Origin of the sequence: Streptomyces sp. NPDC050546 (assembly GCF_044457425.1) — a bacterium.
Lineage (GTDB): Bacteria > Actinomycetota > Actinomycetes > Streptomycetales > Streptomycetaceae > Streptomyces.
This window is the reverse complement of the sequence record NZ_JBITGX010000034.1, coordinates 1-12,562: the sequence shown is the minus strand read 5'-3', so window position 1 is coordinate 12,562 and position 12,562 is coordinate 1. Positions and strand designations below refer to the sequence as shown.

Genomic DNA, 12,562 nt, shown 5'->3' with positions numbered 1-12,562 from the left:
CAGCGGGCCGTCCGCACGGGCCGTGATCCGGTCCGCCTCGCGCCTGCCGTCGGCCGCCGACTGCCGTACCAGTGCGATGAGTTGGGTCAGGTCAGTGTCGCCCAGCAGGTCGGCCAGCGGGACGTCGGCGCCGTACTGCGCGGTCAGGGCCGAGCGCAGCTGGACCGCGCGCAGGGAGTCGAGACCCTGGGCCACCAGCGGCCGGGTCGCGGCGAGCGCGCCGAGCGGTGTGTCGAGTGCCTCGGCGACCGTGGCCAGGATGCGCTGCCCCACCGGATCGTCCGCGAAGAGCGCGGTGGCCCTGTCGGCGGGCGCGATCACGTCCGTGCCGGCAGTGCGGGCCAGCGGCTCGAAGGCGCCCTCGCTGTAGCCCTCCCTCGATGCCCGGCGGCGGATCTTGCCGCTGGAGGTGCGGGGCAGGGCGCCCATGCGGACCAGCACGATGTCGTGCAGCGCCAGCCCGTGCTCCTGGGTGACCGCCGTGCTGATGGCGGCGAGGACCTCGGCCGCGTCCTCCTCGCGGAAGGCGCGGGTGACCTCGTGGATCAGGACGATCCGCTCCCCGCTGCCGTCGTCGAGGCCGAAGGCGGCGGCCCGGTTGGGGACGAGGAGATCGTGGCTGCGCTCGGCGGTGTACTCGATGTCCTGGGGGTAGTGGTTGCGGCCGCGTACGACGATGAGGTCCTTGATACGGCCGGTGATGAACAGCTGGCCCTGGTGGCGGAAGCCGAGGTCGCCGGTGCGCAGATAGGTGTTGCCGTCGGGCTCGGCGAGCCGGGCGGCGAAGGTGGCCTCGGTCTGTTCGGGGCGGCGCCAGTAGCCGTGGGCGACAGACCCGCCGGCGACCCAGACCTCGCCGATCCGGCCGTCGGGGACGGGCACCAGCGTCTGTGGGTCGACAACCGCGATACGGTCGTCGCCCTGGACGTCGCCGCAGCCGATGAGGGTGGTGCCGGACGCGTCGGTGCCGGTCGGGCACGGCCCGTCCTCGGTGAGGACCGCGGTGAGAGGCTCCGGGCCCGGCTTGCCGCCGGTGACGAAGAGAGTGGCCTCGGCCAGGCCGTAGCACGGGTGGAAGGCGGAGCGGCGGAAGCCGCTGGGCCCGAAGGCCCGCACGAAGTCGTCCAGGGTCTGCCGACGCACCGGTTCGGCGCCGACCATGGCGTGCTCCCAGGTGCTCAGGTCCAGCCCGGCACGCTCCTCCTCGGTGATCCGGCGCACACAGTCGGCGTACGCGAAGTCGGGTGCCGCGCTCATCGTGCCGCCGTGCCGGCTGATCGCGTCGAGCCAGCGCAAGGGCCGGCGCAGGAAGGTCATGGGGGCCATCAGGACGCAGGGGAAGCCGCTGTAGAGCGGCTGCAGGATGCCGCCGATGAGGCCCATGTCGTGATACGGCGGCAGCCAGCTGACGCCGACGCTGTCGCTCGATGAGCCGTTGGCGCGGGCGATGACACGGGAGTTCTCGATGAGGTTGCCGTGCCGGAGCATCACGCCCTTGGGCGAGCCGGTCGAGCCGGAGGTGTACTGGAGGAAGGCCAGCGCGTCCGGGCCGGGAGCCAGCTCCCTCCAGGCCCCCGCGGTCTCGGGTGCGACGGTGTCGGTAGCGGTCCAGGCGAGGCGGGCCAGGTCGCCGAGGTCGTCGCCCATGGCCCGGACGAGCCCGAGGGTGGAATCGTCCGTGAGGGCGACGGAGGTCTCGGCGTCGGTGACGATGTTCATGAGCCGGTCCAGACCCCGCTTGCCGGACGGCGGGTAGACGGGGACGGCCGCCGTACCCGCGTACAGGCAGCCGAAGAACCCGACGATGTACTCCTCGCCCGGTGGATACAGCAGCAACGCCCGGCCGCCCTCGCTGCCCTGTGCCTGCAGGGCGGCCGCGGTGGCGCGAGCGCGGGTGTCGAGCTCGCGGTAGGTCAGCCGGCGCTCCGCGCCGTCCTCCTCGAGCAAAATGTAGGCCGTGGCCTCAGGGGTGGCGGCGGCACGGGCGCGCAGCGTCTCGACGAGGTCGGCAGGGCGGAACGACGACATGGTCTTCTCCGGGTTCCGGGTACGGGTGGGAGTCGGGCGTGCGGTGACGTCGACAGGGAGTGACGGTGCGTCAGGGGTGGTCGATCAGCAAGCGGTAGAGGCAGTCGGCGCCGAAGCGGACGGCGTCGACGGGGACGCGTTCGTCGGCGTCGTGCATCGCCTCCTGGTAGCGGGAACCGGCCGGCAGGAGCATCGGCAGCCAGCCGTAGCAGTCCATCCCGAGGTTGGCGAAGAGGCGGGCGTCGGTGGAGGCCGGCGTGATCATCGGGACCGGGACGCCCTCAGGGTCTGCCTCCTTGAGGATCTCGGCCAACCGCTCGTAGAACGGGCCGAGTTCCGGCTCCGGCTTGGGATTGCGCGACCCTTCGAGCAGCAGCTCGATCTCCACCTCACCGCTGAGTAGGCCGGACGGGTCGAACTCATCGAGCAGTGCGCGCAGTTCGCCGACGTAGTCCTCGACGGAGAAGTCGCCCGGGAGGATGCGGCCGTCGAGGTCGACGGTGATCTCCGCCGGGATCATGTTGATCTTCTCGGGGGTGCGGATGATCGTCGCGTTGACGGTGTGCCGGAGCGTGGAGTCCAGGTAGACCGCGTCCGCGGTGTTCATCAGTTCGTACGGGACCGTGGTGCGCTCTCCCTTGCGGAGCGCGGTGAGTTCAGTGGCGAGTTCGTCCGGCACGACCTCGCTCAGCTCCTGGAGCATGCGGTCGTACGCGGGGGTGATGTGGACCGGCAGCCGCCCGTCGCGCAGGGCCGTGAGCAGCTCCGTGAGTTTGTGTACGGCGAGGCCGGGCCAGCCCTGGCGGGAGGCGTGCCCGCCGCGGCCGCGCAGCGTCAGCCGGAGCCAGCAGGCCCGTTTCTCGGCTACGCCGACCGAGTGGAAGCGGCGAGTGGGGTCGACCGTGAGCACCGCTCCGCCGTCCTCGCCGATCGCGTACGGGATGCCCTCGAACAGCTCCGGGTGCTCCCGGGTGAGCCAGCCCGCCCCCACCCGGCTGCCGTTCTCCTCGTCGGCGACCACCACGAGCAGCACGTCCCCGGCCGGGGCCTCGCCGCGGGCGCGCAGGGTCAGCAGGGCGGCGAGCATCATGGCGAGCCCGCCCTTCATGTCGATGGCCCCGCGCCCCCACACCTCACCGTCGATGATCCGCGCCTCGAACGGCGGGTGCGTCCACTCCTGACCGTCCGTGGGAACCACGTCGGAGTGTGCGTGCAGCAGCAACGGCGGCGCCTCGCCCCGGCCCGGGATCCGCGCGACCAGATTGGGCCGCTGCGGGTCGGGGCCGAGCAGCTGGGACTCGATCCCGGCCTCGGCGAGGAGTTCCGCGACGTACTCCGCACAGCCGCGTTCCTCGCCGGGCGGATTGACACTGCGGAACCTGATGAGCCGCTGCAGGATCGGGATGGGGTCGACGGGGGCGGAGGCAGGCCTGGTGGTCATCGCCGGTCGGTCCTTTCAGGCTGAGGGCGGGGCTGGGGACGGTGCTGGGAGCTCGGCGCCGGCCGAAGGGTCAGAAGAGGGCGGCCGCCTGTGCGCGCAGTTGGGCCGGGGAGCCCCACAGGAGGGAGTCGAGGGCCGCGCGGCGGAAGTAGAGCTGGATGTCCGCGTTCTCGGTCATGCCGTGGGCGCCGTGCAGGTGCAGGCACTGCGCGGCGGCATCGCGCGCCAGCTCGGCGGCCAGCGCGAGCGCTTGGAGCACGGCCTGCTCGTTGCCGTCCACGGCCCTGGGGCTGTTGTCGAGGACATGGGCCGTCTCCTCCACGAACGCGTGCACCGCCGTGATGCGCGCCGTCAGCCCGGCGAGCGTGAAGGCGACGCTCTGGTGACGGGAGAGCTGCTGGCCGAACTGGACGCGGCTGCGGGCACGTTCGACGCCCAGGTCCACGGAACCCCGGGCCAGCCCGACGAGAGCGGCGGCCTGCCGCAGGCGCGCCCTGGCGAGGACGCGCTGCCACAGCGGCCGGCCTTCGGCAGGGTCGGCAAGCAGCCGCCCGCCGAGCAGGGGTGCCCGGTGCAGCTCTACGGTGTGAAGGTCACCTCGGCTGATGTCGTCCTGGCGGCGGACGGTGACCGCGGGGTCGTCGGCGCGCACCAGGGTGAGGGCCGTCCCGCCGACGTTCCCGGCTCGCCCGCCTCCCTCGGCTCCCCCGCCTCCCTCGGCTCCCTCGGCTCCCCCGGCATCCTCGGAGAGCGTGCCGACGACGAGCAGAAGATCCGCCGTGTCCGCAGACGCCACAAAACGCCGGTGCCCGGAGATCCAAGGCCCGTCGGGACCGTTGCCGAGCGTGAGCGCCGCCGGACGAGCAGGGTCGTCCGTCCCGGCGGCACGTGCCGCGAGGGCGACCGTGACCTCACCATCGGCGATGGCGTCGAGCACCTCGGCGTAGGGCTCCTCATCGGCTAGGCCACCTGCCGTGATCAGCTCGGCCGCCCCCGCGGTGTCCGGATAGGGCGAGCGGTACAGGGCCCGCCCCATCACCTCGCCCAGCGCCACCAGACGCCCGGCGGACTCCGTGCCGTCCACCACCGCGTCGAACACCCCGGCATCGGCGAGTTCCGCCCAGACGGCGGCCCGGGCGTCGGCCTGCTCGGGGGCGACGGGGCCGCCACCCATCGGCCGCTCGCTCATCCGCCGGACGGTGGCGGCCAGTTCACCGCCGAAGAGGTCCGCGAGTCCGGCCGGCAGGTCGGCCGCTGCCAATGTCATGTCGGTAGGCCCCCTCAAGGGAGTCGGAAGAGAAGTCGGAAGTGAACTCAGCGGGAGGAAGTCAGCCGGGGAGAGTCAGGAAGACAGCTCGAGTCCACTGGCGGCGATGATCTGGAGCATCACCTCGGAGGTGCCGGAGGCGAGCGTGTGGGCGGGGCTCTGCCGATAGACGGACTCCAGCAGCCCGTCGGCCGGCGCCTCGCCGTCCCAGCGGCTGAGCAGCCCGTCCAGACCCATGACGTCGGCCCCGAGCCGTACGACGGCGTCGGACTGCTGGGTGATGAACCACTTGGACGCGGCGGACGCGACCGGGTCGGGCTCCCCCGACACCTGCGCGCGCACCATCCGCCAGGCCAGCGCACGGCCCGCCTTCAGCTGCGCGTCGACGTCCGCGATCCGCTGGGCGTACCCGGAGTCGGCGAGCCGGCCGGTGCGCCGGGCGTCCGCGACGACGATGTCCAGCCAACGGCGCAGCTTGGCCTGAAAGTCCATGCCGGTGCGCTCCAGCAGGAGCATGTCGTTGAGGAGCTGCCAGCCCGCGTCGACCGGGCCCACGATGTGCTCGGCGGTCAACCGCACGTCCTCGATGACGATCTCGTTGAACCGTTCGTCGCCCATGCTCCACACCGGGTTGATCACCACGCCCGGCGAGCGCAGTGGGAGCAGGAAGAGCGTGATGCCGTGGTACCGGACCGGGCCCTCGTCGGTGCGGGCCGCGCACAGTGCCCACTCGGCGAACTGCGACTTCTGGTTGAAGATCTTCCGCCCCGACAACCGCCAGCCGTCACCGTCCGGCACGGCCCTCGTCCGCAGGGCGGCGAGGTCGGATCCACAGTGCGGTTCGGTGAACAGGACCGTGGCGATCTGCTCGCCCTTGGCGAGGGCGGGCAGATGCCGCGTCCGCTGCTCCGGCGTGCCGGCCAGGAGCAGCAGCTGTCCCACGGTGTCGATGCTCAGCACGTGCTGGTCCTCGGGAACCCCGTTGAGAACCATCTCCTCCAGCACGATGCCCGCCTCGACGGCGGTGAGGCCGAGCCCGCCGTACTCCTCGGGCCAGGCGGCGGCGAGCCAGCCACGCTCACCGAGCCGGCGGTACACGTCGAGCAGTCCGCTCTCCTCGCGCGGCTCATGAACACCGAGCGCGGCGACCGCCTTGCGCACCGGGTCCTCGGCGAAGAACTCCCGTACGTTCCGGCGGAAGGCGCGTTGCTCGTCGGTCAGCCACGGGTCCAGGGTGTCGAAGCCGCTCACGAGCGGGCCTCCGCACGGTCCGTGACCCGGTCCAGGACCTGTTGCAGCAGATCGGCGACCGTGCCGACGTGCGGGGGCGCCATCATCCCGTAGTGGTCGCCACGTGCCTGAAGGTGCGTCAGCCCGGCGGACGTACGCGACGCCCAGTAACGTGCCCGTTCCTCGGCGGCCGGCGACTCGGAGGTGAGGAGCGCCACCGGCACGTCCACCACTCCCGGACGCCATACGGCCCCGGCACGGACGGTCGCGACGAAGGTGCGCATGCGGTCGGTGAGCCGGTCCACGCCGTCGTCGGGCACGAGCCCGGATTCGGCCAGCCTGTCTGCGGTCACGGTGAGCTGCTCCTCGAAGTCCAGTGCGTCGATGTCATCCAGCGCGGGCGCTACGGCGAGTCCACGCAGCCCGGCGAGGTCCGCCGCGTAGAGCTCCAGCGCCTGCGCGGTACTCGGCGGCTCGGTCAGCTCCGGCGGTACGTCGGTGTCGAGCAGGACCACGACCCCGACCTCGGCGCCCTGCTCACGCAGCAGCCGCGCGGTCTCGTGTGCGAGCGCGCCCCCGGTGGACCAGCCGCCCAGGTGGTACGGCCCTTCCGGCCGGGCCCGCCGGATCGCGTCGGCGTGCGTCCGCGCGAGTGCCACGACCGGGTCGGAATCCGCCCACTCGCCGGTCTCCGGTGCCTCGAGGGCGTACAGCGGCTGCGCGGGGTGCAGCGAGGACGCGAGCGGTACGTAGGGCGCGACGGAGCCGCCACTCGGGTGGACGCAGAAGAACACGGGCCGGTCCACACCGGCGGCGAGCACGACAGGTCGCCCGGCCGATTCGCCCGCTCCCCCCTCCCGCGCCTCGTCGACCAGCGCGGCCAACTGCTCCACCGTGCCGTTCGTGAACAGCCGGCGCAGCGGGATCTCGGCACCCAGGCTCTCCTGGATCCGGGACAGCAGCTGGGTGGCGTGCAGCGAGTTGCCGCCCACCATGAAGAAGTTGTCGTCCCGGGCGAACTCGGACGTGGAGAGCAGCGCCGTCCAGATGTCGGCCACGGCCTGCTCGGTGGCGGTCGCCGGAGGCCGGCGGTCCTTCGGGGCGCGCTGTTCGGGCTCGGGGAGGCGGGCCCGGTCGAGCTTGCCGTTGGGGGTGAGCGGCAGGACCTCCAGGGGGACGAAGGCGCTGGGGAGCATGTACGGGGGCAGGTCCTCGGCGAGATGGCGGCGCAGCTCGGCGGGGGCCGGCTCGGCGCCGGCCTCGGGGACGACATAGGCGACGAGCCTCGGTCCGCCTGGGGCGCCGTTCAGGACGACCACTGCGGCCTGGCGGACCTGCGGGTGGCGGCTCAGCACCTGCTCGATCTCGCTGGGCTCGATGCGCAGGCCGCGGATCTTGACCTGGGTGTCGGCTCGGCCGAAGAACTCCAGGTTGCCGTCACCGCGGCGGCGCGCCAGGTCACCGGTGCGGTACATCCGGCTGCCGGGCGCGGCGAACGGGTCCGGCAGGAAGCGCTCGGCGGTCGCGCCCGGGGCCTGGGCATAGCCGCGGCTGAGGCCGAGGCCGCCGATCCACAGCTCGCCCGCCACTCCGCGCGGCACGGGCTGTCCGAACGGGTCGAGTACGTACGCGTACTGGTTGGCGAGCGGGCGTCCGATGGGCGGGCTGGCCGAGCCGTGCTGGGGGCCGCACAGGTGGTCGACGGAGGCGACGGTGGTCTCGGTGGGGCCGTAACCGTTGTGGAAGGCCCGCCGGCCGCCGTCCCGCCAGCGGTCGACGAGGTCGCCGGGGAAGGGTTCCAGGCCGACGAACAGGTTGCGCAGATCCGGCAGTCGGGCCGGGTCGAGGACGGCCAGCACGGACGGCGGGATGTCGGCCGTGGTGACCCGCTCCTGGCGCATCAGCGCGGTGAGGGAGTCCGGGTCGAGGAGGGTGGCGCGCGGCGCGAGAACGAGCGCGGCACCGGAGGCGAGCGCGCTGTAGATCTCGAAGACGCTGACGTCGAAGGCGGGATTGGCGAACTGCAGCACGCGGTCGTCGGGCCCCAGGCCGAACATCTCCACGGACGATGCGGTGAAGTTGACGGCGCTGCGATGCTCGACGAGGACGCCCTTCGGCCTGCCGGTCGACCCGGAGGTGAAGATGACGTAGGCGAGATTGCGCGGGTGCACGGTGACGTGCGGACGGGTGTCGGGGGCCTGTTCCAGGGTGGTGAGGAAGTCCGGGTCGCGCCAGTCGAGCCGGGTGACCGTGTCGGGCAGCGCGTCGGCGAGCGAGCCCTCGGTGATCACATGACGGCACTCCGCGCGCTCCAGCACGTAGGCGAGGCGGTTGGTGGGGTGGACCGGGTCGAGCGGCACGTACGCACCGCCCGCCTTGAGGATCGCGAGCTGGGTGACCGGCAGTTCGAGGCCGCGCTCCAGCAGAATGCCGACCCGGCTGTCCGGGCCCACGCCGAGGTCCCGCAGGGCGTGGGCCAGCCGGTTGGCGCGGCGGTCCAGCTCGGCATAGCTCAGCTCGCGGCCGCGGAACCGTACCGCCGGGCGGTCCGGGTACAGGTCGGCCTGCCGTTCGACGAGCTGGTGGAGGCAGGAGCCGGCCGTGTCGTACACCGTGTCGGTGCGGTTCTCGCCGGCCACCAGCTCGTGCCGCTCGGCGGTGTCGAGCAGGGGGATGCGGCCGAGGGCGATGCCCGGGTCGGCGACGACCGCCTCCAGGACACGCCGGTAGTGCTCGGTGAGCCGCTCGATGCGCTCGGCGTCGAACAGATCGGTGGAGTACTCGATCCAGACCCGGTAGCCGTCGCCGGGCACCTCGGTGAGCTGCATGGCGAGGTCGAACCGTGCGGTGCCGACGACCAGCGGCACCTGCTCGACCCGTAGACCGCCGAGGTCCTGGCCGTCGGCGGTCGCGTTCTGCAGGGTGAAGGAGATCTGGAACAGCGGGTTGCGCCCGGGCTCGCGCTCGGGCTGGAGCGCGTCGACGATCCGGCCGAACGGCACGTCCTGGTACATCAGGCCGCCCACGACCGTCTCGTTGGTGCGGGCGAGGAGGTCACGGAAGGACGGGTTGCCGGAGGTGTCGGTGCGCAGCGCGAGGGTGTTGGCGAAGAAGCCGACCAGCGGCTCGGTCTCGGGCGCCGTACGGCCGTTGACGACCGAACCGACCACGATGTCGTCCTGCGTGGTGTAGCGGGTGAGCAGAGTCTGGAACGCGGCGAGGGCGACGGTGAGCACGGTGACCCGCTCGCCGCGCGCCAGCTCGACCATGGCCTGCTTGAGGGCCGAGGGGAGCCGGGTCTCGTGCACGGAGCCACGGCTCGTGGGCTCCTTGGGACGGGGGCGGTCGGTGGGGAAGTCCAGGACGGGCAGGCCGTCGAGACGTCCGGTCCAGTACCCGAGCCGGTCGTCGAACGAGGAGTCGGCGAGCATACGGCGCTGCCACACGGCGTAGTCGGCGAACTGCACCGCCAGCGGCGGCAGCGGGTCGTCGAGGCCGGCGGCCCCGGCGGCGTACAGCTCCGTCACCTCGCGCGAGACGATCGCGGTGGACCAGCCGTCGGTGGCGATGTGGTGCAGCGTCAGCAGCAGGATGTGCTCGTCCGCGGCGAGCCTCAGCAGTCCGGCGCGCAGGACCGGCCCCGTGACCAGGTCGAACGGCTGCCGGGCGCCCTCGGCGACGAGCTCCGCCGCGAATTGCTCGCGCTCCCCGGTGGGCAGGCCGGAGAGGTCGGAGACGGGCAGTGGCACGGGGGCCGGGGGATCGACGATCTGGTACGGCAGCCCGTCGGCACTGCCGTACCGGGTGCGCAGGATCTCGTGGCGGGACACCACTCGGTCCAGTGCGCGGCCGAGGACCTGCAGGTCGAGCGGCCCTGTCAGCCGCAGCGCGAGGGGTGCGTTGTACGCGGCGGAGCCGGGGTCCCACTGGTCGAGGAACCACAGCCGCTGCTGGGCCGCCGCGAGCGGCAGTCGCCGGTCCCGGTCGGCCCGCTCGATCCGTTCCTCGGCACGCCCGCTGTCCTGCAGCCGCCGCAGCGCATCCCGAGCACCACCGCTTCCGGCAGCGCTTCGCCCCACCCGCTCGGCACGACGGACCGGCCGCCGGGGCACTCGCCTGAGGTCACTCATCTCCTTCTCCGTTCGGTGTGCTGGGGGTTCCGTCTGCGGCGTCCGGCGCGCCGGCGGCGCCGTTGTGCTCCGGCACACCGAGCACCGCACGAGTCGCCTCCCCCGCGATGGCCCGGCGCACCGGTCGCTCGACACGGCCGTCGGCGATCAGTACCTCGGGGACGCCGGCGACCAGGGCCTCGCGGGCGGCGATGAGCTTGACGGCCATCCCGCCCTCGGCGCCGGGTGGGGTGCCCTCGGGAGGCAGTACGACGTGGTCCAGGCGGGACGACGGGTCGCGGGGGTCGGCGAGGACACCGGGCGCGGCGGTGAGGAAGATCAGCCGGGTGGCGCCGAGGGCGGCCGCGACGGCGGTGGCGACACGGTCCGCGTTGACGTTCACCGAGCGGCCGTCCTCGTCCAGCGCCGGCGGCGAGACGACGGGCGTGATCCCGCTGTCCAGCAGGACCTTCAGGACACCCGGCTCGACGCGGTCGATGCGTCCGCTGTGGTCGTCGCGTACCAGCACCACGCGGCCGTCGACCTTGGCCCGCAGCGCCTGCTTGCGACGGGCGCGCAGCAGGCCCGCGTCGATGCCGGTCATTCCGACCGCCGGGACGCCGAGCGCCGCCAGCTCGGTCAGCACGGCCGGCTTGACCTGCCCGGCCAGTGCCAGCGTCAGCACCTCCAGGGTGGCGTCGTCGGTGTAGCGGGAGGTGACGCCGCTGCGCGAGGTGAGGGTGCGCTGCGGGACCCCGAGCCGCGCCGCGAGCTTGTCCAGTTCGGCGGAGCCGCCGTGCACCAGCACGACCCGCTCCCCCGCCGCGACCAGCGCCGCGACATCGGCGCACACCCGGCCGGGGTCGACCCCGGCCGCGCCGCCGCACTTCATGACCGTCAGTCCGGTCGTCACTGCCGTTCCCCCCTCACACCGGGTGCAGGCCGGTGAACCCGAGTCCGAGGGTTTCCGGCATGCCGAAGCGGATGTTCATGGTCTGTACGGCGTTCCCCGAGCCGCCCTTGACGAGGTTGTCGAGCGCCGCGACGAGCACCGCGCTGCCGTCCTCCTCGTCCGTGGAGAATCCGATGTCGCAGAAGTTGGAGCCGCTGAGGATCTTCGGCTCGGGCAGCCGGTACAGGCCCCGCTTCTGCACGACGATCCGTACGAACGGCTCGTCCCCGTAGTGGTTCCGGTAGACCTTGCGCAGCTCGCGTTCGCCGAGCGAGACCCCCTCGGCGGCCTGGACGCGGATCAGCACCTGGACGCCGCGCACGGCCTCCACCCCGGTGGCGCTCATCCGCACGGTCAGCCCGGTGCTCTGCGCCACCTCGGCCTCGTGGCGGTGCCGCTGGGGCTTGAACACCCGCATGGCGCCGCTGCGTTCGGCGTGCAGGTTCATGGCGTCGGCGGTCGCGCCGGAGCCGCTGGAGCCCACCCGCCCGTCGATGGTGACGTCGGGACGGATCAGCCCTTCCGCGGCCAGCGGATACAGGGCGAGAGTGGCCGCGTTGGCCATGCATCCGGGCATGGAGATGCGATCGGCCTCGGCGAGTTCCTTGCGGTGGCGCTCCGGCCAGCCTGTGACGAACGAGTCGAGCAGGCCGGGGCTGCTGTGCTCGCCGTAGTAGCGGGCGAAGACCTCCGGGTCCCGCAGCCGGAACCCACCGCTGAGGTCGATCAGCACGGGTGCCCGCCCGTCGAGCTCCGGGACCAGCTCCATCGCCGTGGCGGGCGACACGGCGAGGAAGACCACATCGCAGTCGGCGAGGTCCGCCGGAGCGCAGAACAGCAGGTCGGTGCAGCCGCGCAGATTGGGGTGGACGGTGTCCACCCGCCGCCCGGCGAGTCTGCCCGACACCGCACTGACAATGTCCACTTCAGGGTGGCCGAGCAGCAGCCGGAGCAGCTCTCCGCCGATATACCCAGACGCGCCGAAGACGCCGGCACGAATCACGAGGGCCTCCAAGTCCGGATGACTAGGGGTGCGCTTGACGCGCGGGATCTCCGGGGCGGGGCCCCGGAGCCGTGCGGGCGGCTACTCGCCCCAGTCCTCCTCGACCTCCGGAGCGACCGCCAGCAGCAGCGGCTCGATCGTGATCACCTCGAGCTCACTGAGGCAGTCGCCGCACTCGACGATCTCGCTCTGCCGCACCCCGTCCGGGACGGTGACGCCGTTCTCGCACTCCGGGCACGGAGCGACCGCGGTGGCAGTGGTCATCTCATTCCTCCTTGTGTGGTCCGGGCCGGGTTCTCCGGCCTCTACGACCCTCACCGCCAACCGCCCTGCGCGGTAAGTCGGGTGAATCCCGGACGGGCGGACACCGGGCCGCGGGCCGGGCGGCGCGTAGGGGTTCCTCCCGACTGCCGGGCCGTACTGGGGGCTGCAAGCCTCGACTTGGGCTCGTTCGACCGCCCACATCCCACGTTTCCGGAGGGCTTGAACCGTCATGTCTGAAGCCGAGTTCGACGAAGAGGTCTTCCAGTTC

General features: G+C 72.5%; 8 protein-coding genes. All 8 read right to left on the bottom strand.

Going from position 1 to position 12,562, the window contains the following annotated elements:
- On the bottom strand, nucleotides 1-2,028 hold a 2,028-nt coding region (locus tag ACIBK5_RS43495), incomplete at its 3' end, for an AMP-binding protein (protein ID WP_399029053.1).
- Between the two features lie 70 nt (nucleotides 2,029-2,098).
- Complete coding sequence (locus ACIBK5_RS43490) at nucleotides 2,099-3,469, bottom strand: M20/M25/M40 family metallo-hydrolase (protein WP_399029051.1); 1,371 nt, start codon at nucleotides 3,467-3,469, stop codon at nucleotides 2,099-2,101.
- Nucleotides 3,470-3,539: 70 nt separating this feature from the next.
- On the bottom strand, nucleotides 3,540-4,736 hold the full coding sequence (locus ACIBK5_RS43485; RefSeq protein ID WP_399029049.1) for an acyl-CoA dehydrogenase family protein: 1,197 nt from the start codon (nucleotides 4,734-4,736) through the stop codon (nucleotides 3,540-3,542).
- 75 nt (nucleotides 4,737-4,811) lie between these two features.
- The gene (locus ACIBK5_RS43480; RefSeq protein ID WP_399029047.1) at nucleotides 4,812-5,987 is read right to left on the bottom strand and encodes an acyl-CoA dehydrogenase family protein; all 1,176 of its coding nucleotides are present in this window, start codon (nucleotides 5,985-5,987) and stop codon (nucleotides 4,812-4,814) included.
- Nucleotides 5,984-10,096: an amino acid adenylation domain-containing protein gene (locus tag ACIBK5_RS43475; protein WP_399029045.1), complete on the bottom strand. Its 4,113-nt coding sequence runs from the start codon at nucleotides 10,094-10,096 to the stop codon at nucleotides 5,984-5,986. Before ACIBK5_RS43475 ends, ACIBK5_RS43480 begins: the two co-directional genes overlap by 4 nt.
- Complete coding sequence (locus ACIBK5_RS43470; protein WP_399029043.1) at nucleotides 10,089-10,988, bottom strand: [LysW]-aminoadipate kinase; 900 nt, start codon at nucleotides 10,986-10,988, stop codon at nucleotides 10,089-10,091. The genes ACIBK5_RS43475 and ACIBK5_RS43470 overlap by 8 nt, the downstream gene beginning before the upstream one ends.
- Nucleotides 10,989-11,001: 13 nt before the next feature.
- Nucleotides 11,002-12,030 carry an N-acetyl-gamma-glutamyl-phosphate reductase gene (gene argC, locus ACIBK5_RS43465; RefSeq protein ID WP_399029041.1) on the bottom strand — a complete coding sequence of 343 codons (1,029 nt, stop codon included), beginning with the start codon at nucleotides 12,028-12,030 and terminating at the stop codon, nucleotides 11,002-11,004.
- 81 nt (nucleotides 12,031-12,111) lie between these two features.
- The gene (locus tag ACIBK5_RS43460; protein ID WP_399029039.1) at nucleotides 12,112-12,294 is read right to left on the bottom strand and encodes a lysine biosynthesis protein LysW; all 183 of its coding nucleotides are present in this window, start codon (nucleotides 12,292-12,294) and stop codon (nucleotides 12,112-12,114) included.
- Between the last annotated feature and the right edge of the window lie 268 nt (nucleotides 12,295-12,562).

Excerpts from the sequence above, each read along its gene's own strand:
- ACIBK5_RS43460 (WP_399029039.1), bottom strand. The coding sequence starts at position 12,294 with ATGACCACTGCCACCGCGGTCGCTCCGTGCCCGGAGTGCGAGAACGGC.
- ACIBK5_RS43485 (WP_399029049.1), bottom strand. The coding sequence starts at position 4,736 with ATGACATTGGCAGCGGCCGACCTGCCGGCCGGACTCGCGGACCTCTTC.
- ACIBK5_RS43475 (WP_399029045.1), bottom strand. The coding sequence starts at position 10,096 with ATGAGTGACCTCAGGCGAGTGCCCCGGCGGCCGGTCCGTCGTGCCGAG.
- ACIBK5_RS43490 (WP_399029051.1), bottom strand. The coding sequence starts at position 3,469 with ATGACCACCAGGCCTGCCTCCGCCCCCGTCGACCCCATCCCGATCCTG.